Annotated in this window: 19 protein-coding genes; 7 read left to right on the top strand and 12 right to left on the bottom strand. The window is 69.3% G+C overall.

Annotated elements, in window-relative coordinates; genetic code table 11:
• Window positions 1-78 precede the first annotated feature (78 nt).
• Window positions 79-2,487 carry an LPS-assembly protein LptD gene (locus tag JHD63_RS10710; protein WP_198970738.1) on the bottom strand — a complete coding sequence of 803 codons (2,409 nt, stop codon included), beginning with the start codon at window positions 2,485-2,487 and terminating at the stop codon, window positions 79-81.
• A 99-nt stretch (window positions 2,488-2,586) separates the two neighbouring features.
• Between JHD63_RS10710 and JHD63_RS10705 the strand changes: the two genes are divergently transcribed.
• The 3 genes from JHD63_RS10705 to JHD63_RS10695 all read left to right on the top strand — a co-directional run bounded on the left by JHD63_RS10705 (window position 2,587) and on the right by JHD63_RS10695 (window position 5,032).
• Window positions 2,587-3,723 (top strand): aminoglycoside phosphotransferase family protein, encoded by a 1,137-nt coding sequence (locus JHD63_RS10705; protein ID WP_198970737.1) that lies wholly within the window; start codon window positions 2,587-2,589, stop codon window positions 3,721-3,723.
• 69 nt (window positions 3,724-3,792) lie between these two features.
• The gene (locus JHD63_RS10700; protein WP_198970736.1) at window positions 3,793-4,509 is read left to right on the top strand and encodes a 16S rRNA (uracil(1498)-N(3))-methyltransferase; all 717 of its coding nucleotides are present in this window, start codon (window positions 3,793-3,795) and stop codon (window positions 4,507-4,509) included.
• A 55-nt stretch (window positions 4,510-4,564) separates the two neighbouring features.
• The gene (locus tag JHD63_RS10695; RefSeq protein WP_198970735.1) at window positions 4,565-5,032 is read left to right on the top strand and encodes a YidB family protein; all 468 of its coding nucleotides are present in this window, start codon (window positions 4,565-4,567) and stop codon (window positions 5,030-5,032) included.
• Window positions 5,033-5,093: 61 nt separating this feature from the next.
• On the opposite strand, the gene JHD63_RS10690 is transcribed toward JHD63_RS10695, so the two are convergent.
• The 4 genes from JHD63_RS10690 to metX all read right to left on the bottom strand — a co-directional run bounded on the left by JHD63_RS10690 (window position 5,094) and on the right by metX (window position 9,107).
• On the bottom strand, window positions 5,094-6,593 hold the full coding sequence (locus JHD63_RS10690; RefSeq protein ID WP_198970734.1) for a M20/M25/M40 family metallo-hydrolase: 1,500 nt from the start codon (window positions 6,591-6,593) through the stop codon (window positions 5,094-5,096).
• A 55-nt stretch (window positions 6,594-6,648) separates the two neighbouring features.
• Window positions 6,649-7,218, bottom strand: a complete 570-nt coding sequence (locus tag JHD63_RS10685) for a bactofilin family protein (protein WP_198970733.1) — start codon at window positions 7,216-7,218, stop codon at window positions 6,649-6,651.
• Between the two features lie 105 nt (window positions 7,219-7,323).
• Window positions 7,324-7,908: a methionine biosynthesis protein MetW gene (gene metW, locus JHD63_RS10680; protein WP_198970732.1), complete on the bottom strand. Its 585-nt coding sequence runs from the start codon at window positions 7,906-7,908 to the stop codon at window positions 7,324-7,326.
• Window positions 7,905-9,107: a homoserine O-succinyltransferase MetX gene (gene metX, locus JHD63_RS10675; RefSeq protein WP_198970731.1), complete on the bottom strand. Its 1,203-nt coding sequence runs from the start codon at window positions 9,105-9,107 to the stop codon at window positions 7,905-7,907. The genes metW and metX overlap by 4 nt, the downstream gene beginning before the upstream one ends.
• 380 nt (window positions 9,108-9,487) lie before the next feature.
• Here metX and JHD63_RS24565 point away from each other — a divergent pair, with 380 nt between their 5' ends.
• On the top strand, window positions 9,488-9,898 hold the full coding sequence (locus JHD63_RS24565) for an RNA recognition motif domain-containing protein (protein ID WP_198970730.1): 411 nt from the start codon (window positions 9,488-9,490) through the stop codon (window positions 9,896-9,898).
• Window positions 9,899-10,135: 237 nt separating this feature from the next.
• The gene (locus tag JHD63_RS10665) at window positions 10,136-10,642 is read left to right on the top strand and encodes an RNA recognition motif domain-containing protein (protein ID WP_198970729.1); all 507 of its coding nucleotides are present in this window, start codon (window positions 10,136-10,138) and stop codon (window positions 10,640-10,642) included.
• Window positions 10,643-10,696: 54 nt separating this feature from the next.
• Here the strand turns inward: JHD63_RS10665 and JHD63_RS10660 are convergent, their stop codons facing one another.
• The 4 genes from JHD63_RS10660 to JHD63_RS10645 are packed head-to-tail and all read right to left on the bottom strand — an operon-like array spanning window position 10,697 to window position 13,777.
• Window positions 10,697-11,488, bottom strand: coding sequence for an SDR family oxidoreductase (locus JHD63_RS10660; protein WP_198970728.1), 792 nt, complete (start codon window positions 11,486-11,488; stop codon window positions 10,697-10,699).
• A 20-nt stretch (window positions 11,489-11,508) separates the two neighbouring features.
• Window positions 11,509-12,168, bottom strand: a complete 660-nt coding sequence (lptC, locus tag JHD63_RS10655) for an LPS export ABC transporter periplasmic protein LptC (protein WP_198970749.1) — start codon at window positions 12,166-12,168, stop codon at window positions 11,509-11,511.
• 11 nt (window positions 12,169-12,179) lie between these two features.
• Window positions 12,180-12,764: a KdsC family phosphatase gene (locus JHD63_RS10650; RefSeq protein WP_233167931.1), complete on the bottom strand. Its 585-nt coding sequence runs from the start codon at window positions 12,762-12,764 to the stop codon at window positions 12,180-12,182.
• A gap of 14 nt (window positions 12,765-12,778) precedes the next feature.
• On the bottom strand, window positions 12,779-13,777 hold the full coding sequence (locus tag JHD63_RS10645) for a KpsF/GutQ family sugar-phosphate isomerase (RefSeq protein ID WP_198970726.1): 999 nt from the start codon (window positions 13,775-13,777) through the stop codon (window positions 12,779-12,781).
• Window positions 13,778-13,844: 67 nt separating this feature from the next.
• Here JHD63_RS10645 and JHD63_RS10640 point away from each other — a divergent pair, with 67 nt between their 5' ends.
• Together JHD63_RS10640 and JHD63_RS10635 are read left to right on the top strand one after the other, a co-directional pair.
• The gene (locus tag JHD63_RS10640) at window positions 13,845-15,830 is read left to right on the top strand and encodes a monovalent cation:proton antiporter-2 (CPA2) family protein (RefSeq protein ID WP_198970725.1); all 1,986 of its coding nucleotides are present in this window, start codon (window positions 13,845-13,847) and stop codon (window positions 15,828-15,830) included.
• 60 nt (window positions 15,831-15,890) lie between these two features.
• A complete protein-coding gene (locus JHD63_RS10635; RefSeq protein ID WP_198970724.1) occupies window positions 15,891-16,445 on the top strand; it encodes an adenine phosphoribosyltransferase in 555 nt (184 codons plus the stop codon).
• 141 nt (window positions 16,446-16,586) lie between these two features.
• Here JHD63_RS10635 and JHD63_RS10630 read toward each other — a convergent pair whose 3' ends face one another.
• The 3 genes from JHD63_RS10630 to JHD63_RS10620 form a co-directional block, all read right to left on the bottom strand.
• Window positions 16,587-17,087: a Crp/Fnr family transcriptional regulator gene (locus JHD63_RS10630; protein ID WP_198970723.1), complete on the bottom strand. Its 501-nt coding sequence runs from the start codon at window positions 17,085-17,087 to the stop codon at window positions 16,587-16,589.
• Window positions 17,088-17,190: 103 nt separating this feature from the next.
• A complete protein-coding gene (locus JHD63_RS10625) occupies window positions 17,191-17,535 on the bottom strand; it encodes a FlxA-like family protein (RefSeq protein WP_198970722.1) in 345 nt (114 codons plus the stop codon).
• 267 nt (window positions 17,536-17,802) lie between these two features.
• Complete coding sequence (locus JHD63_RS10620; protein ID WP_198970721.1) at window positions 17,803-18,096, bottom strand: hypothetical protein; 294 nt, start codon at window positions 18,094-18,096, stop codon at window positions 17,803-17,805.
• Between the last annotated feature and the right edge of the window lie 536 nt (window positions 18,097-18,632).

Here is an 18,632-nt window from a genome sequence, read left to right as displayed (position 1 = left end):
CGGTGGGATTCGCTGGCAGGACGGGAAGTTGCAGGGAGGACGGGTGCGGCCGGCACACGGGGCCGGCCGCAAAGGGGGTCAATCGTAGCGGCTGAAGCGGCTCGGGGTGCTGATCTCCTGGCGCAGGTACTGGTAGCGCGGCACGTTGCGCTGCAGCGCCTGCAGCGGATTGGAGCCCACGCTGGAGAAGCCGAAGAACTCGATCTGGAACAGGATGCGCTTGGTCGAGGTGGTGTTGCTGCTCTGCAGCCGCTCGAGCACCACGCGGCCGATCCAGCAGTCGCCTTCGTATTCGACGCCGACCACGCCGTCGACCAGCGAGCGATCGAACATGCTGTAGTTGAGGCGGCCCACCGCGTAGACGTTGCCCGCGCCCAGGCCGCGGCCCGGAATGCGCTCCATGCTGCGCCGGCCGCCCCACAGGTCGCTCAGCGGCCACTGCCAGCCGACGTCAATCAGCTCGCTGGTGTCGCGCTTCAAGCGGTAGGCCAAGCTCACGGTGCGGAAATCGCCCGGGCTGTAGCGCCCGCCGATGGACGAGGTTTCCGAGCGGCCGGTCTTCTGGTTGTACTGAACGGTGGAGTCGAAGGCCCAGCTCCGCGTCCAGTTGACCGAAGCGCCGAGCATCACGTCGCTGAGCCGGTCGACGGTCGGCGCTTCGCCGGGCAGCGTCACCAGCTGGTCGCGAAAGCGCAGGCGCTGCGCGATGCCGAAGCGCGCGGCCTCGGCGCCGGTGTCGGCGTCGATCAGGCGCGTGGTCAGTCCCAGCGTGAGCAGGTTGTTGTCGGAGATGCGGTCATGGCCGACGAAGGCGTTCTCGGTGTAGATCGAGGCGAAGTTGAAGTCGGTGCGCGCCGTGTCGTAGACCGGCAGGTAGTTCTGGTTGACGAAGGGCGTGTAGACGTAGAACGCGCGCGGCTCCAGCGTCTGGATCAGGCTGCGGCCGAACAGCCGGGTGTCGCGCTCGAAGACCAACCCGCCGTCCAGGCTCAGCGTGGGCACGGTGCGCGTGGTGGTCGTCAGGTTGTTGGAGGGCAGCGCGTACTGGAAGTCGTAGGTGGCCGAATGCAGCTGTGCCTTGGGCGTGATGAACCAGCCGGGCGCCACCCAGGGACGGCTGATCTGCGCCAGCGCGTAGGAACGCTTGGCGTTGGGCTGGCCGGTCAGCACCGGGTTCGAGCTGAACTGGGTGTAGTCGCCTTCGACCGAGTAGTCGAAGCCGCCCACGTCCACCTTGTTGTAGCGCGCCACCACCTGCGGCAGGCGGTCGTAGGGCGGGATGATCGGCGAGGTGACGCTCTGCAGCGTCTGCCACTTGAGCGAGCGCGCGGTCACGCTGAAGTCGCCGCGGCCCCAGTTCAGGTTCACGTCGGCCGGCAGCAGGCGCTGGGTCAGCGAGGGCACGGTGCGGGTGAAGTCGCGCCAGTAGTCGTCGTCGCTCACCCGGTTGATGTTCATGTTCAGGCCCAGCGTGCCGAGGCCCTGGATGCCGGTGTCCAGGCCGCCGGAATGCAGCATGGCAAAGCCCCAGCGGTCGCGCTCGCGCAGCTTGTCGCGGGGCATGTAGTCGGCCCGGATCTGGCCGCGGTAGTCGTTCTCCAGGTAGCGGAATTCGCCGCCCAGGTTGACGCCGCGCTTACTCATGAGCGTGGGGTACAGCGTGGCGTCGCGGTTGGGCGCGATGTTCCAGTAATAAGGCTGCGTGAGTTCCACGCCGCTCAGGTTGTTGATGCCGAACAGCGGCGGCAACAGGCCCGACTGGCGCGACTCCGACAGCGGGAAGCTGATCGAGGGCAGCTCCGGCGAGCGCAGGCCCTTGAAGCGCACCACCGCGCCCTCGGCCACGCCGGTGGAGTCGCTCTGGTCGATGCTGATCGAGCGCGCGCTGATCATCCAGTCGGGCATCCAGCTCGGGCCCGGACGGCGCTCGCAGGTGGTGTAGCTGCCGTTGTGGATCACCAGGTGCTCGTCGTCGATGAAGTCCACGCGCTCGGCCACGCCGTGCGCGTTGTTCTTCAGGAACAGGTAGCGCGGCCGGGTGAAAAAGCCCTCGAAGGCGTCGACGTGCAACTGCAGCTCGGGCCCCTGGAAGATGTCGCCGGCACGGTTGATGTAGACGTTGCCCTGCGCCTTGGCCAGGTCGTCGGGCTGGGTGTATTCGAGCTGGTTGGCGCGGATCACCGTGTCGCCGCGGCGCAGCTCGGCGTTGCCCTTGACGATGGTGTTGAAGTCGGTCTCGCTGACCACGCTGTCGCCGGTGACGAAGCTCGGCAGCAGCTTGCGCTGGGCCGACGGAATCTCATCGCGCAGCAGCGGGCTCCTGCGCAGCGCCGGCGCCGGCTCGTCCGCGGGCGCTGCCACCGGCTGGGCCAGCAGCGGCGAGCCCTGCAGCATGGCCGCGGCCAGCAGGGCCAGCGGGGTCGGGGCGCACAGCGCTGCGCGCCGGCCGCGCCCGGGCCGGGAGCCCGCGCGTGTCAGGTCATGCATCGGTCGGGACATCCATCGGGGCAGGTGGCAGTGCGGACAAAAGGTTCCAGGGGGAGGGGCCGTCCGCAGGGGGGCGGCTTTGTAGAATCGGGATTATCCATGAGCCCATCCGCCTGCCCCGGCGCGGACCACGCCGCTGCCGCGGCGGCGGCCGCCGACCCTTCGCCCGCCGCCCCCGCCATCGTTTGGGCCGATCCGGCCCGCCACGCGGCCTTCGACGCCTGGCTGGCGGCGCAGGCCGCGGCGCACGGCCTGGTGCCCGGCTCGGTGCGCCCGGCCTCGGTGGACGCGAGCTTTCGCCGCTACTTCCGCGTGGACGCGCCCGGCCTGCCCGGCGGCAGCGCCATCGTCATGGACGCGCCGCCGGAGAAGGAGGACTGCGCCCCCTTCGTGCAGGTCGCCGGCCTCATGGCCGGCGCCGGCCTGCGGGTGCCGCGCATCCTGGCCTGGGAGCAGGCGCTGGGCTTCCTGCTGCTGGACGACCTGGGCCGGCACACGGTGCTGGAGGTGATCGACCCGGCCGACCCGCAGGGCGCCCTGCCCTATTACCTGCAGGCCGTCGAGGCACTCGTCGCCTGGCAGCGCGCCTCGCGCCCCGGCGCGCTGCCGGCCTATGACGCGGCGCTGCTGCGGCGCGAGCTGCAACTGTTTCCCGACTGGTACCTGGCGCGGCACCGCGGCGTGGCGGTCGAGGGCGAGGTCGCCGCTACGCTGCACAAGACCTTCGAGCTGATCGTCGAGCGCAACCTGGCGGGCGCGCCGGTCTACGTGCACCGCGACTTCATGCCGCGCAACCTGATGGTGGCCGATGGCCCGGGCGGCACGCCGCTGGGCTTGCTCGACTTCCAGGACGCGGTCTACGGCCCGATCACCTACGACATCGCCTGCCTGATGCGCGACGCCTTCCTGAGCTGGGAGGAAGACATGGTGCTGGACGTGACCGTGCGCTACTGGGAGCGCGCGCGCCGCGCCGGCCTGCCGGTGGACGCCGACTTCGGCGACTTCTACCGCGCGGTGGAATGGATGGGCCTGCAGCGCCACCTCAAGGTGGCCGGCATCTTCACGCGGATCACGCTGCGCGACGGCAAGCCGAAGTATCTGGCCGACACGCCGCGTTTCATCGCTTACATCCGCGCCACCGCCGCGCGCTACCGCGAGCTGGCGCCGCTGCTGCGCCTGATCGACCGGGTGGAAGGCACCCAGGCGGCCACCGGCTTCGCCTTCGGCCGCGTCTAGCGAATTTAGATAAAAAGTGGCTGAAGCCCAGGTGGATCCAGGGCTTGCAGCTATATATTCAGTAGCATCATGCCGCGCATCCACTGCCCCATTCCTCTGGCCACCGGCAGCACGCTGGCGCTGCCGCCGGGCGCGGCGCGGCATGTGCAGGTGCTGCGCCTGCAACCGGGCGACGTGCTCACGCTGTTCGACGGCCGGGGCGGCGAATACGCGGCCACGGTGCGCGCCATGGGCCGCAGCGAGGTCACGGTGGAGCTCGGCGCGCACGACCCGGTCGAGCGCGAGGCGCCGCGCACGCTGCATCTGGCGCTGGGCATGCCGGCCAACGAGCGCATGGACTGGCTGGTGGAAAAGGCCACCGAACTCGGCGCGGCCAGCCTGCAGCCGCTGAGCACCGCGCGCACCGTGCTGCGCCTGTCGAGCGAGCGCGCCGGGAAGAAGATCGCCCACTGGCAGGCCGTGGCGGTGGCCGCCTGCGAGCAGAGCGGCCGCAACCGCGTGCCGCCGCTGCATCCGGTGCGCACGCTCGCCGACTGGCTGCGCGGCCTGCCGCCGGCAGCGCCGTGCACGCGGCTGCTGCTGTCGCTGCGCGAGGGCGCGCAGCCGCTGGCCGCAGGCACGCTGCCGCCCGGGCAGGCGCTGACCTTCCTCTCCGGCCCCGAAGGCGGCCTGGCGCCCGAAGAGGAAGACGCCGCCCTGGCCGCCGGCTTCCGCCCGGTGCGGCTCGGTGCGCCGGTGCTGCGCGCCGAAACCGCGCCGCTGGCGGCGCTGGCGCGGCTCCTGTAGCGCGGGCACAATGCCCGGCACTTCTCAGCACTTCTCACCCTTGAAAGGAACGCGTATGGGACTCCTGGATTCCGTCGTCAATTCGGTTCTGGGCGGCCAGCCCGGTCAGCCGGGGCAGGCGCCCGGCGGCAGCGCGGGCGGCCTCGGAGAACTCGGCGCCCTCGCCGGCGTGCTCGGGCCGCTGCTGATCTCCTCCAACGGCCCGGTCGGCGGACTGGGGGGTCTCGTGGGCAAGTTCAGCCAGGCCGGACTGGGCCATCTGGTGCAGTCCTGGATCGGCACCGGCGCCAACCTGCCGGTGTCCGAGACGCAGGTGGGCAGCGCGCTGGGCAGCGACACCATCGGCCAGCTCGCGGCCAAGGCCGGCCTGAACCCGGCCCAGTTGCAGGCGCTGCTGGCGCAGTACCTGCCGCTCATCGTGGACAAGCTGACCCCGCACGGCACGCTGCCGGCACCGGGCACCGAGCCCGCAGGCGCGGGCGGCCTGCTCGGCGCGCTCGAAGGCATGCTGCAGAAGCGCTGAACCGAAGTGCTACATTATTGATAGCATACAGCCCAGGCAGAACCTGGGCTACAGCCATATTTCATGCTGAAAAAGGGGTTTCTGCGGGGCGCGCCATCGCGGCGATGACCTCGGCCACCGCGGCGGTGAGCCGGCGCGCATAGGGCACGTGCAGGAACTCGTTCGGTCCGTGCGCATTGCTCTTGGGGCCGAGCACGCCGCAGACCATCATCTGCGCCTTGGGAAAGCCCTGGCTCAGCAGGTTCATGAGCGGAATGGTGCCGCCCTGGCCGATGTAGCCGCAGGAGGCGCCGAAATGCGTCTGGCTGGCGGCATCCAGCGCCCGCGCGAACCAGGGCGCGGTGTCCGGCGCATTCCAGCCGGTGGCCCCGGCGCCGCCCTCGAAGGTGACCTTGGCCTGGTAGGGCGCGTTGTCTTCGAGCAGCGCCTTCAGCTCCTGCACCGCACGGTCCGCCTCCACCAGGGGCGGCAGGCGCAGGCTGAGCTTGAAGGCGGTGTAGGGCCGCAGCACGTTGCCCGCGTCCTTCAGCGCCGGAAAGCCGTCGACGCCGATGACGCTGAGCGTGGGCTTCCAGGTGCGGTTGAGCAGCGCCTCGACCGGGTCGGTGGTGGTGGGCAGCGCGAACTGGGTCGAGCCGCCGCAGTCGTAGTGCGCCCAGGGGAAGCGCTTGTACAGCTCGTCGCCCAGGATGGCGGCGGTGACGCGGGCCTGCTCCATGCGCTCGGCGGGCACCTCGCAGTGGAAGCTGGCCGGCAGCAGGCGGCCGGTGGCGCTGTCTTCCAGCCGGTCGAGCACGTGGCGCAGGATGCGGAAGGAAGACGGCACCAGTCCCGAGGCGTCGCCGGAATGCACGCCCTCGGTCAGCACCTCGACCCTGAGCGTGCCGGCGGCCATGCCGCGCAGGCTGGTGGTGAGCCAGAGCTGGTCGTAGTTGCCCGCGCCCGAGTCCATGCAGACCACCAGGCCGACCTCGCCCAGGCGCGCGCGCAGCGCCTCCACGTAGGGCAGCAGGTCGTAGGAGCCGGATTCCTCGCAGGTCTCGATCAGGCCGACGATGCGCGGATGCGCCACGCCCTGCGCCTTGAGCGCCTGCACCGCGGCGATGGCGGCATAGACCGCGTAGCCGTCGTCGGCGCCGCCGCGGCCGTAGAGCTTGCCGTCCTGGTACTTGGGCGTCCAGGGGCCGAGGTCGCTGCGCCAGCCGGTGAATTCGGGCTGCTTGTCGAGGTGGCCGTACATCAGCACGGTGTCGCGCACCGTGGTGCCGGTGGCGGGCACCTCGAAGAAGATCACCGGCGTGCGGCCGGGCAGGCGCACCACCTCCAGTTGCAGGCCCTCGACCTTCTGCGCCTGCACCCACTGCGCGGCGTTGCGCACCACCGTCTCCAGGTAGCCGTGCTGCGCCCAGTCGGCATCGAACGAGGGCGACTTGGCCGGGATGGCGATGTATTCGGTGAGCTGGCCCACGATGTCGCCGTCCCATCGGGCGGTGACGTCGTCGCGCAGCCGGTGGCTGTCGAGCAGGCCGGGGGGCATTTCGCGGTGCAGGGGGGCGTTCATGAGGGTTCTCCGTGGAGGAAGTGCGGTCAACGCACCATTCTGCGCCCGCGCGCGCTCAGGCCGGCGGCGGCACCACCGGCTTGCCGCCGCCGTTGAAGCCGAAGCCGATTTCGCCCGAGAGCTGGCCGCCCTCCTCGACCACCAGCTTGCCGTAGCGCACCGTGCCGGTGACCCGGCCGGTGGAATAGATGACCAGCTTGTCGCGCACCGTCAGGCTGCCGTCGAAGGCGCCGTGGATCTCGGCGATGTCGATCTCGGCCGAGCCCTTGAACGCCCCCTGCTCGGCGATGCGGATCACGCGCGAATCCATGGTCGCCTCGACGATGCCCTCGACCACCAGCGTGTCGCAGTCGGTGATCTCCACGCCCTTCAACTTGATGTTGGGACCGACGGTGAGCTTGCTGGCGCTCTCCTTGGCCTCGGCCGCGGCCGCGCTCGTGGCCGCGCCGGGCGCGCCCGACCCGGCACTGGCCCGCGCCTCGCTCGCAGGCGCGCCGGCCAGCGTGGACGGGGCGGCGCCCGAGGACGACGGCAGCGCCATCGACGACGAGCCGGCCGGCGGGCTGGTGCGGGGGCTCAGGGGTTCAGCCTCTCGTTTGCCAAAGAAGGGGGATTGCAGCGCCATGGCGTCTCCGAAAAAACCCCCATGCTAAATAGCACTTGCGCGCAAAGCTTCATGTGATTGCGCAAGAAAGGTAACGGTGTTCGACGCTTGCTGGCGATCGGCCGGTCAGCTGCGCTCGACCTTGAACACCGCCGTTCCGGCGCGCGCATTGGGCAGGAAGCGCACCTGCCGACCCTCGTGCAGGCCGAAGGCGTCGAGCAGGCGCAGCCGGTTCTTCTGCGCCAGCGCGGCGAAGTCGCGGTAGGTACCGACGCGGATGTTGGGCGTGTCGTACCACTGGTAGGGCAGGCGCCGCGTGACCGGCATGCGTCCGCGCAGCACCGACAGGCGGTTGGGCCAGTGCGCGAAGTTGGGAAAGGCGACGATGCCGATGCGGCCCACGCGCACGGTCTCGCGCAGCATGGTTTCCGCATTGCGCAGGTGCTGCAGCGTGTCGAGCTGCAGCACCACGTCGAAGGAGCCATCGTCGAACAGGTCCAGCCCGGCTTCGAGATTGCGCTGGATCACGTTGACGCCGCGCTGCACGCAGGCCAGCACGTTGGCGTCGGCGATCTCGATGCCGTAGCCGGTACAGCCGCGCTCGCGCTGCAGCAGGTCGAGCATGGCGCCGTCGCCGCAGCCCAGGTCCAGCACGCGCGCGCCTTCGGGCACGAGCTGCGCGATCAGGCGCATGGTCAGGGAGTCGCTCATGGGGCCGTGCCCTCCGCTCTGGCGGATTGGCCCACGGCCAGGTCGCGCGCAATGCCATAGAAGTAAGAGCGCACCAGGTCGTGGTAGCGCGCGTCGTCGAGCAGGAACGCGTCGTGGCCGTGCGGGGCGTCGATCTCCGCGTAGCTCACGTCGCGGCGGTTCTCGAGCAGAGCGCGCACGATCTCGCGGCTGCGCGCCGGCGAAAAGCGCCAGTCGGTGGTGAAGCTCACCAGCAGGAAGCGGCAGCGCGCACGCGACAGCGCGCGCGCCAGGCTGCCGCCGTAGCCGCGGGCCGGGTCGAAATAGTCCAGCGCGCGCGTGATCAGCAGATAGGTGTTGGCGTCGAAGTACTCGCTGAACTTGTCGGCCTGGTGGCGCAGGTAGCTCTCGATCTGGAACTCGATCTCCTGCGTGGAATAGCGGTAGGTCTGCGCCTCCAGGCTGACCGCGCCTTCGACCGCCGCCTCGGTGGCGCGGCGCAACTGGCGGCCGAACTTGGCGTTCATCACGTCATCGCTCAGGTAGGTGATGTGGCCGAGCATGCGCGCAATGCGCAGGCCGCGCTTGGGCACCACGCCGTGCTCGTAGAAGTGGCCGCCGTGGAAGTCCGGGTCGGTCACGATGGCGCGCCGCGCCACCTCGTTGAAGGCGATGTTCTCGGCATTCAGGTTGGGCGCGCTGGCCACCACCACCGCATGGCGCACCCGTTGCGGATGCTGCAGGGTCCACGACAGCGCCTGCATGCCGCCCAGGCTGCCGCCCATGACGGCGGCCAGGGCGCCGATGCCCAGCGCATCCAGCAGCCGGGCCTGCGCATTGACCCAGTCCTCCACCGTGACCACGGGGAAGTCCGCACCCCAGACCCGGCCGGTGGCGGAGTTCACGTCGGCCGGCCCGGTCGAGCCGAAGCAGGAACCCAGGTTGTTCACGCCGATGACGAAGAAACGCTCGGTATCCACCGGCTTTCCCGGTCCCACCATGTTGTCCCACCAGCCCTCCGAGCGCTCCTGGCCCGCGTACACGCCGGCCACGTGGTGCGAGGCATTGAGTGCGTGGCAGACCAGCACGGCATTCGAGCGCTCGGCGTTGAGCGTGCCGTAGGTCTCGTAGGCCAGGGTGTAGCCGGCCAGCACGGCACCGCTCTGCAGCGGCAGCGGCGCGGCGAAGTGCATGGTTCGGGGTGTGGCGAGAAACGACATGAAAAAACCCGGCATCGCTGAAAACGAGGCCGGGCGTCGGGGGTGTCTGTCGCGTCGGTCCGTCTTTAGCTGTACTTGTTAAGCGCCCGCAAGCTGGAGCAAATCGGCGCGTCGGGCCAGTATAGCAATGCTTGCCGCCCCGTCCGCGCCGCCCCGGCCGCGAGGCTCCCTGGCCCGCCCCCGGGAAAACCCCTGCGTGCGGCAAGGCCTGGCAGAGGTTTCAAACCGTGGGATCTAGCGCATAATGGCCGCGCGCGGAGGCTTTCGGGCCCCGTGCGTATTGCGGTGTATGGTCAGTTTCGCGTCTTTGAAGTCGTCACTGGTTTGCTGATTGCGTGGCCCAGACTCCATCGCGTCTTGTTTTTTTGAGGAGTCCCGAGATGGGCAACAAACTTTACGTGGGCAACCTGCCCTATACCTTCCGTGACGAAGATCTGCAGCAGACCTTCAGCCAGTACGGTTCCGTCAACAGCGCCAAAGTGATGATGGAACGCGACACCGGCCGCTCCAAGGGCTTCGGTTTCGTCGAAATGAGCAGCGATGCGGAAGCACAGTCGGCCATCACCGGCACCAACGGCCAAGCCTTCGGCGGCCGCAACCTCGTCGTCAATGAAGCACGCCCGATGGAGCCGCGTCCCCCCCGTTCGGGTGGCGGCGGTGGCTACGGCGGTGGCGGCGGTGGTGGTTATGGCGGCGGCGGCAGTGGCGGCTACGGCGGTGGCCGTAGCGGCGGCGGCGGTTATGGCGGTGGCAACAGCGGCGGCGGCTACGGCGGCCGTGGCGGCTACTGATCCGGCGCGCTGCGCATCCCTACAAAAGGGCCTTCGGGCCCTTTTTTCTTGGGCCTCAGATAGGCCGGGTTTTGAGCGAAAGAACGCTTGCTTTTTTTCCGAACTTATGCGCCATAATGCCGTCGCAGGGCCTGAAAATCCATGCCAGCTTGTGGTGATGCGTAGTTTTCGCGTGGTCGGTGTTGATTGCGTTTTCGGGACTCCATCGCTTTATCCATGTTTTTGAGGAGTCCCGTAATGGGCAACAAACTCTACGTCGGCAACCTGCCTTACTCGGTGCGAGACTCCGATCTGGAGCAGGCCTTCGGCCAGTTCGGCGCCGTCACCAGTGCCAAGGTCATGATGGAGCGCGACACCGGTCGCTCCAAGGGTTTTGGTTTCGTCGAGATGGGCAGCGATGACGAAGCCCAGGCCGCGATCAACGGCATGAACGGCCAGCCGCTCGGCGGGCGCAGCGTCGTGGTCAACGAGGCCCGCCCCATGGAGGCCCGCCCCCCGCGTAGCGGTGGCTATGGCGGCGGTGGGGGCGGTTACGGCGGCGGCGGGAGCGGCGGTGGTGGTGGATATGGCGGCGGTGGCGGCTACGGTGGTGGTGGTGGCCGCAGCGGCGGTGGCGGCTACGGAGGCCGCAGTGGTGGCGGCGGTGCCGGCGACGGTGGTTTCCGCAGCCCCTACGGATCCGGTCCGCGCGGCGGCCGCAATAGCGGTGGTGGTGGATACGGCGGCGGCAACGGCGGTTACTGAGGACGCCGGCAACTCAACAAAAGGCCCTGCGGGGCCTTTTTTGTTGCGGGCCGCTCACCGCTCTCGCCGGTGCTTGCGCGGGCGCCCGGCCAGCACGCGGTCGAACAGCGCGTCGGGCATCAACCGCAGCAGCTTGGCCACGACGCCCATCTGCCAGGGGATCACGCGGTAGCTGCGACCCGCGGCAATCGCCTTGAACGCCTGGTCCGCGAAGGCCTCTGGGGACATCAGGAAGGGCATGGCATACCGGTTCTGCCGCGTGAGCGGCGTGTCGATGTAGCCCGGGCACAGCGTGGTGACGCGCACGCCGGTTCCGCGCAGTTCGCCGCGCAGGCTTTCGCAATAGGCGATGACCGCGGCCTTGCTGGCGCAGTAGGCGCCATGACCGGGAAGGCCGCGGATGCCGGCGACGCTGCCGATGCCCACCAGCCGGCCGGGGCGCCCCTGCTGCCGCGCGCGCTGCACCATGGCGTCGACGAACGGGTGGAAGGTCGCGGCCAGCCCGACGTTGTTGGTGGCGAGGGTCTGGGCCAGCACTTCCAGGTCCTGCCGATCGGCGGTGTCCATGCCGATGCTGATGCCGGCGTTGGCGATCACCACGTCCGGCACGCCCTGCCCGGCCAGACACGCGCGACCGGCGGCGACGATGCTGTCGATGTCCGCCACGTCGGCGCCATGGATGCGATAGTTTTCAGCCGGTATGCCGTGCGCCCGTGCCCAGGCCTCGATCTCCGCCACACGGCGTGCCGCGAGCGCCAGGCGGAAGCCGGCACGGTGGTACCGCTCCGCCAGTGCCTGGCCGATGCCGCTGGAGGCGCCGGTGATGAAGACAAGGGAAGCGGCCATGGGGAGGACTGCCATGCGCGTCAGCGCTTGCGGGCCTGCGCCCCAGGGGCGGGTGCGGCCGCCGGACCGGGTACCAGCGTGCCGTGCACCCGGCCCTTGAGGTTCATCATCTGGTCCATGTTGTCGTAGTCCATGCTGTCCGCGGTGAAGCGGTCTTCCCCGCGGATCAGGACCACCGGCTTGTTGGACAACACGCGCTCGGTCTGGGTGTTGGCATGCAGGAATTCGCCGCGGAATTCCATCCTGGGCACCGGCCGGCCCGCCCTGTCGAGCGTGGGCGCGCGCGTGACGATGGCGTTGCCGAACAATTGCACCTCCGTACCGTCGCCATTGCTCAGCCCCCGGTTCGCGGTGGCGGTGATCAGGTTGCCGTTTTCACTGATCGAGCGGATGTGCGGCTTGTCGATCTCCAGCGTGTCGGTGTCCGGATAGTGGCGGCCCTCCACGCCGAAGATCTCGCTCTTGAGCTTGCCCTCGGCGTCGAAGGTTCGGACCGCGAAGTCACGCATGAAGTAGTCGGACTCGTGCTGCACCGGCTGCGCCACGGTGGGTGCTGCCGGCGTCGGCGTGCTGCGCACCAGCCAGTAGCTGCCCAGGGCCAGCACGCCCATCACTGCCACCGGCAGGTAGGTGGAGAGCCGGTCGAATACCAGATGCAGCGTGGCCCTGGGGCCGGGCATGCGAAAGCTGCTCACCGGGAGTAGTCCTGCAACAGGGCGTCGTAGCGGCCGGTCGCTGCCAACAGCAGGTCGCAGCACTCACGCACGGCGCCGTGGCCGGCGGCGGCGATGCTCACGTGGTGCGCAACGGCAGCGACCTCGGCATGCGCGCCCGACGGTGCACAGGCGAATGCGGCGCGGCGCAGCAGCGGCAGGTCGGGCCAGTCGTCCCCCATGGCGGAGGCCTGGTGCCAGCCCAGGCCGAGCGCCGCCAGCGTCGCCTCGGCGGCCGGGAGCTTGTCTTCGGTGCCGAAGTGCGCGTGCGCGATGCCCAGCGCGGCAAGCCGGGCACGCAGCGGCCGCGAGTCGCGGCCGGTGACGATGGCCGGCTCGATGCCGGCGCGCTGCAGCAGCCTCAGGCCATGGCCGTCCAGGGTGTTGAAACGCTTGATGGTTTCGCCGCCCATGCGGGGATCGGCCGGCGCATATTCGGTGAAGTAGAGGCCGCCGTCGGTCAGTACGCCATCCACGTCGAAGAAGGCCACGCGCACCTGCTGCGCGCGCAGCAGCAGTTCGGGAGCCCAGCGCTGCACGGGCGCGAGCGCCGGCAACGGCATCGTCGGCCGGGCGTTCATATGACCTTGGCCCGCATCAGGTCGCCGATGTGGGCGATGCCGACCAGCACGCCGGCCTCGTCCGCCACCAGCACGCTGGTGATGCGGTATTCCTCCATGCGCTCCGCGGCGTGGGCGGCCAGTGCGGTCGGCGCGATGGTGCGCGGCTGGCGATGCATGACCTGCTCGGCGTTGAGGGCGCGCAGGTCGGCGCCGGTTTCCACCAGGCGGCGCAGGTCGCCGTCGGTGAAGATGCCCAGCACGCGCCGCCCGGCATCGACCACGGCGGCGGCGCCCAGGCCCTTGGCGCTCATCTCGCGCATCAATTCGCCCAGGGGCGTGCCCGGCGCGACGGCAGGCACGGCGTCGCCGGTGCGCATGATGTCGGCCACGTGGGTGAGCAGCTTGCGGCCCAGCGCCCCACCCGGGTGCGAGCGCGCGAAGTCCTCGGCGCGAAAGCCGCGCGCATCCAGCAGGGCCACCGCCAACGCATCGCCCAGCGCCATCTGCGCCGTGGTGCTGGCCGTGGGCGCGAGGTTGAGCGGGCAGGCCTCCTTGGCGACGCCGCTGTCGAGCACGATGTCGGCATGCCGCGCCAGCGTGGACTGGGCGCCGCCGGTCATGGCGATGAGGGTGGTGCCCATGCGCCGCACCACCGGCAGCACGCCGGCGAGTTCGGCCACTTCGCCGCTATTGGAGATGGCCAGCACTACGTCTTCGGCGGTGATCATGCCGAGGTCGCCATGGTTGGCCTCCGCAGGATGCACGAACATGGCCGGCGTGCCGGTAGAAGCGAGGGTGGAGGCGATCTTGCGGCCGACATGGCCGCTCTTGCCCATGCCCATCACCACCACGCGGCCACGGCAGGCCAGCAACGCGCGCAGCGCCTGCAGAAAGGCGGCGCCGAGCCGCGCCTTCAGGCCCAGAACGGCGGCGGCCTCGATATCCAGCGTTTCACGGGCCAGATGCAGGGCCGCTGCATCATCCAGCGCAGCGAGGGGAGGGGCGGCAGTCATCGCGGAATTCTATCCAGCGGCCTGCGCCGGCCATGCCGCGCGGGCATCAGGCTTGCTAGCATCGGACATGTCCTCCCTCGAACTCACCCTGCTGTACCTGCTGGCCGCAGTGCTGGGGGTGGTGGTCTGCCGCAGCCTGAAGCTGCCGCCGATGCTGGGCTATCTAGCCGCCGGGGTGTTGATCGGGCCCCATGCGTTCGCACTGACGCAGGACTCCGAGGCGGTGCGCCACCTGGGCGAGTTCGGCGTAGTGTTCCTGATGTTCGCGATCGGGCTGGAATTCAACCTGGCCAAGCTGCGCGGCATGCGGCGCCACGTATTCGGGCTGGGGCTGCTGCAGGTGGCGCTGACCATGGCGATCGTCGTTGCCGGCACGCTGCTGGTGGCGCGGCTGCTGCCGCCGGCCTGGAACGTCGGCTGGCAGACGGCGGTGGCGCTGGCCGGCGCTACGGTCATGAGCAGCACGGCCATCGTGGTCAGGCTCATGGCCGAGCGGCTGGAACTGGAAAGCGAGCACGGCAAGCGGATCATGGGCATCCTGCTGTTCCAGGATCTGGCGGTGGTGCCGCTGCTGGTGGTGATCCCGGCGCTGGGCTCGCCGCCGGAAGTGCTGTTGTCGGAACTGGCGGTGGCCGTGGCCAAGGCGGCCGCGCTGGTCACCGTGCTGCTGGTGGGCGGACAGCGGGCGATGCGCTGGTGGCTCACCATCGTGGCGCGGCGGCGCAGCGAGGAGCTGTTCATGCTCAACCTGCTGCTGATCACGCTGGGCCTGTCCTGGCTGACCGAGCGCGCCGGCCTGTCGATGGCGCTGGGCGCCTTCATCGCCGGCATGCTGGTGTCGGAGACCGAGTTCAAGCACCAGGTGGAGGCCGACATCCGCCCGTTCCACGACGTGCTGCTGGGGCTGTTCTTCATCACCATCGGCATGATGCTGGACTGGCACATCGTGCTGGAACGCTGGGGCCTGGTGCTGTTGCTGCTGACGGTGCCGCTGCTGCTCAAGATCAGCCTGATCGCCCTGCTGGCGCGCGGCCTGGGGGCGACGGCGGGCGTATCGCTGCGCACCGGCCTGTACCTGGCGCAGGCGGGGGAATTCGGCTTCGTGCTGCTGTCGCTGGCGCAGCAGCGAGAACTGATCGCGCCGTCGCTGCTGAACCCGGTGCTGGCCGCCATGGTGCTGTCCATGCTGGCCGCGCCCTTCATCATCCAGCACAGCAGCCGCATCGTGATGAAGCTGGTGGCCAGCGAATGGCTGCAGCAGTCGCTGCAGATGACCAGCATCGCGCGCAAGTCGATCAATGCCAACCGGCACGTGATCATCTGCGGCTATGGCCGTTGCGGCCAGAACCTGGCGCGCATGCTGGAGCGCGAGGGCATTGCCTCGATCGCGCTGGACCTGGACCCGGACCGTGTGCGCCAGGCCAGCGCCGCGGGCGACTCCGTGGTATTCGGCGACGCGACGCGGCTGCAGGCCTTGATGGCCGCCGGCCTGGCGCGCGCCAGCGCGCTGGTCATCACCTACCTGGGCGTGCCGGGCGCACTACGCATCCTGGAGCACGCGCGCACCCATGCGCCGCAGGTGCCGGTGATCGTGCGCACGCAGGACGACCGCGACCTGGAGAAGCTGCAGCGCGCTGGCGCCACCGAGGTGGTGCCCGAAGCCATCGAGGGCTCGCTGATGCTGGCAAGCCACGCTCTGGCGCTCGTCGGCGTGCCGATGCGGCGCGTGATCCGGGTGGTGCAGGAACAGCGCGACGCGCGCTACGACCTGCTGCGCGGCTACTTCCACGGCGCCGACGACCCGGAGCAGCACGACGCGGAAACCGAACGCCTGGCGCCGCTGACCCTGCCCGAGGGCGTGCAGGCCATCGGCCGCACGCTGGGGGCGCTGGCGCTCGACACGGTGGATGCGCGCGTGGTCGGCATGCGCCGCGCCAGCGGCCACGGCGTGGCTCCGGAGGCCGATGTGGAGGTTCAGGCCGGCGACACCCTGGTGCTGTCGGGCCGGCCCACCGCGCTGGCACTGGCCGAAACGTTGCTGCTGCGCAAATAGGCGGCACGGCGCGGGCGGGCACAATGCATGTCCCCACAAGACCGCTCCTGCGCAAGTGCCATGCTCGATCTCTCCGTCCACGACTACCTGAAGCAGCACATCCGCACCGTGCCCGACTGGCCGGCACCGGGCGTGCAGTTCCGCGACATCACGCCGCTGCTGCAGGACCCGAAGGTGTTCCGCGTGCTGATCGACGCCTTCCTGCACCGCTACATGGACCGCGCCATGCGGCCCGACGTGGTGGCCGGGCTGGACGCGCGCGGCTTCATCCTCGGCGCCGTGATCGCCTATGAGCTGGGCGTGGGCTTCGTGCCGATCCGCAAGAAGGGCAAGCTGCCCTTCACCACGGTGGAGGAAACCTACGAGCTGGAGTACGGCAGCGCCACGGTCGAACTGCACGCCGATGCGGTCAAGCCCGGGGACCGCGTGCTGCTGGTGGACGACCTGATCGCCACCGGCGGCACCATGATGGCCGGCAAGAAGCTGCTGGAGCGCCTGGGCGCCACCGTGACCGAGGGCGCCGCCATCATCGACCTGCCTGAGCTCGGCGGCTCGCAGCGCCTGCGCGACGCGGGGCTGCAGCTGTTCACCCTGGTCGACTTCTCCGGCCATTGACCAGCGCTGGCTTCGTCGCCACCCCAAAAAACCGGCGCGCCCCGATACCCAAGATGCCGTGGAACTGGCTCCGCCAGGCCACAGGCATCGCCCCCGGAAGGGGGTTGGCGAAGACACGAAGTGCGAAGCCCGGGGGCGAGTTCAGGCCACCGCCACGCGCCGCCGCCGGTTCGCCAGCCGCCTGGCCAGCACCGCGCCTGCGGCCAGCAGCAGGCCGATGGCGATCTCGGGCTGCCGATGCGTGAGTTCGGTGAAACGCACCGGCGACAGGCTCCAGAGCCGGCATGCGCTGCCGGCCTGCGCCGTGGCGCGGCGCGGTTGGTGCGAGAAGAAGGCCCCCTCGCCCAACAGCGAACCGGCGCCGACCATCGCCAGCCGCAGCCGGCCGGCCTGGTCCTGGGCATGGACGCTCAGGGTCCCCTGTTCCACGAAATACAGGGTGCGGTCGTCGGAGCCTTCGGCGAACAGCGTCTGGCCTTGCGCCAGATGGCAGTACTGGAGATAGGGCGCGAGCGTCTGCCACTGCGCACGGGAGAGCTTGTCGATCAGCACGTCTTCACCCTGGGCCAGGGCGATGGCATCGACCAGGCCCTGCAACAGAGCGCCGGACGCGCCGTTGGTGGCTGGGATGATTCCTTGCATGGTGCGCGAACATAACTACCGCGCACCCCCGCCACAAGGCCGCATTACCGCGCGTTACAGATGGCCGCCTGGCGGTCCCCGCAGCAGGCCGGACGGTAGAAGCTCAGGCGTAGACGTCCAACGAGGTGCCCAGGCCGGGCAGCTTGGTTTTCTTGCGTTCGGCCTCGACGGCCGTCTCGATTGCGGAGGGCTCGGCCTTCTTCTGGGCCTTGGCCGCGGCCTCCTGCTGCTGCGCGCGCTGCAGCGCGGCGATCTGCTGCTGGGTGGCCTGGATCCGGGTTTGCAGCAGCTTGACCTGCTGCTCCCTGACCTTGGCTGGCAGGTCGTTGGCGGTCGCCACCTGCTTGAGCTGGGCGGTCAGCTCCTTGAGCTGGGCCTGCAGCTTGGCAATCTGGCTGGCACTGCCGGCAGTCATGGCGGAGGAAGAAGAGGCGCTGGTAATCTGCATGAGGGCTCCGCGTGGGATGGGTCCTCACCCAATTTCGGCATCCTGCGGCGCAAATCGAGGGCATTTCCATGAAAACCCCGGCAGACGCTACGACGACGAACCCGAGCTGACGAAGCAGTCCGCGGCCTGCGACAGCCAGATCGGAATTGGAACGGAATCCCTCAAAACGTTCGCACGAGATCAGGATCCATTCGACGCGTGAATTCCGCCGGGCCGTCTTGCATCGATCCGTCGGCGACCGTATCAGAGACGAAGCACCTCAACCATTTACTCGGCGCTGTAGCCGGCCAGTTCCAAATGCAGCTTCAGCGCTTCGTCCGCGCTGACGATCCTGATATCGGTCTGCTCGGCGCGGCCTTCTTCCGTCCAGAGGAAGGGGTAGAAGGAATAGGTCTCCGTGATGTCAGGCGGTGTCCGCATGCAGGCAGGGACTTCCTCGAACCGGCCGTAGAGCATGTCGAGGTCGCCACTCAGGCACCATGACACGAAACGATGCGGCTGGCCGGGATCTCCCCGGTATCGCGCACCGCGGATCCAGCCGCGTCTGGTCCTTGCAGCCATGCAGCGCCGGCTGCGCCGCCGCGCACAGGCGGTGCGCCGTGTGCACCGTCATCGGCAACGGCACCGGGCCGACGCCTTCGACGCGCAGCTACGGATCGGCCTTGACGACAAAGCGTGCCGCGAAGGCGGCGCTGGTGCCGAGGGAGGCCAGCAATTGGGAGATGGTTTGGGAGCGGGTGTTCATGGATTCGAAACCATTCCTCGTCTTGTCGTGAGCACGCTTGCGGCGCGGGTGTCGATGGTTCCCTGGCGGAAGCGCCGCGCTCCCGGCGCAGTCATCACTGCGACCATGCGTTCGACAGCGACTCCCGCGGCAAAGAAGGCAATACATGCACGACCTGGGTCTGACCAACGTGCTATAGCTCGAAGGCGGCATCCTCAATTATTTCGAGCAGGTGGGCGGCCGCCCCAGGGCAATCGCATCTAACCAGAGCCCCCCATCCCCAGAGCCGCTCCCATGCCCATGAGGTGCTCCAGATAGGGCAGGCTCCAGCCAGCGCGCTTGCGCTTGGCCTGCAGCCCGAGCTTCACCGAGG

The organism is Xylophilus sp. ASV27 (genome assembly GCF_016428875.1).
Classification (GTDB): Bacteria; Pseudomonadota; Gammaproteobacteria; order Burkholderiales; family Burkholderiaceae_C; genus Xylophilus.
Note: the sequence above shows the minus strand (reverse complement) of the source record. Positions and strands in the feature narration are given on the sequence as shown.

What these genes read in the sequence shown, in the direction of transcription:
- JHD63_RS10710 (WP_198970738.1), bottom strand. Translation starts at nt 2,487, where the DNA reads ATGCATGACCTGACACGCGCGGGCTCCCGGCCCGGGCGCGGCCGGCGC.
- JHD63_RS10705 (WP_198970737.1), top strand. Translation starts at nt 2,587, where the DNA reads ATGAGCCCATCCGCCTGCCCCGGCGCGGACCACGCCGCTGCCGCGGCG.
- JHD63_RS10700 (WP_198970736.1), top strand. Translation starts at nt 3,793, where the DNA reads ATGCCGCGCATCCACTGCCCCATTCCTCTGGCCACCGGCAGCACGCTG.
- JHD63_RS10695 (WP_198970735.1), top strand. Translation starts at nt 4,565, where the DNA reads ATGGGACTCCTGGATTCCGTCGTCAATTCGGTTCTGGGCGGCCAGCCC.
- JHD63_RS10690 (WP_198970734.1), bottom strand. Translation starts at nt 6,593, where the DNA reads ATGAACGCCCCCCTGCACCGCGAAATGCCCCCCGGCCTGCTCGACAGC.
- JHD63_RS10685 (WP_198970733.1), bottom strand. Translation starts at nt 7,218, where the DNA reads ATGGCGCTGCAATCCCCCTTCTTTGGCAAACGAGAGGCTGAACCCCTG.
- metW (WP_198970732.1), bottom strand. Translation starts at nt 7,908, where the DNA reads ATGAGCGACTCCCTGACCATGCGCCTGATCGCGCAGCTCGTGCCCGAA.
- metX (WP_198970731.1), bottom strand. Translation starts at nt 9,107, where the DNA reads ATGTCGTTTCTCGCCACACCCCGAACCATGCACTTCGCCGCGCCGCTG.
- JHD63_RS24565 (WP_198970730.1), top strand. Translation starts at nt 9,488, where the DNA reads ATGGGCAACAAACTTTACGTGGGCAACCTGCCCTATACCTTCCGTGAC.
- JHD63_RS10665 (WP_198970729.1), top strand. Translation starts at nt 10,136, where the DNA reads ATGGGCAACAAACTCTACGTCGGCAACCTGCCTTACTCGGTGCGAGAC.
- JHD63_RS10660 (WP_198970728.1), bottom strand. Translation starts at nt 11,488, where the DNA reads ATGGCCGCTTCCCTTGTCTTCATCACCGGCGCCTCCAGCGGCATCGGC.
- lptC (WP_198970749.1), bottom strand. Translation starts at nt 12,168, where the DNA reads ATGCCCGGCCCCAGGGCCACGCTGCATCTGGTATTCGACCGGCTCTCC.
- JHD63_RS10650 (WP_233167931.1), bottom strand. Translation starts at nt 12,764, where the DNA reads ATGCCGTTGCCGGCGCTCGCGCCCGTGCAGCGCTGGGCTCCCGAACTG.
- JHD63_RS10645 (WP_198970726.1), bottom strand. Translation starts at nt 13,777, where the DNA reads ATGACTGCCGCCCCTCCCCTCGCTGCGCTGGATGATGCAGCGGCCCTG.
- JHD63_RS10640 (WP_198970725.1), top strand. Translation starts at nt 13,845, where the DNA reads ATGTCCTCCCTCGAACTCACCCTGCTGTACCTGCTGGCCGCAGTGCTG.
- JHD63_RS10635 (WP_198970724.1), top strand. Translation starts at nt 15,891, where the DNA reads ATGCTCGATCTCTCCGTCCACGACTACCTGAAGCAGCACATCCGCACC.
- JHD63_RS10630 (WP_198970723.1), bottom strand. Translation starts at nt 17,087, where the DNA reads ATGCAAGGAATCATCCCAGCCACCAACGGCGCGTCCGGCGCTCTGTTG.
- JHD63_RS10625 (WP_198970722.1), bottom strand. Translation starts at nt 17,535, where the DNA reads ATGCAGATTACCAGCGCCTCTTCTTCCTCCGCCATGACTGCCGGCAGT.
- JHD63_RS10620 (WP_198970721.1), bottom strand. Translation starts at nt 18,096, where the DNA reads ATGGCTGCAAGGACCAGACGCGGCTGGATCCGCGGTGCGCGATACCGG.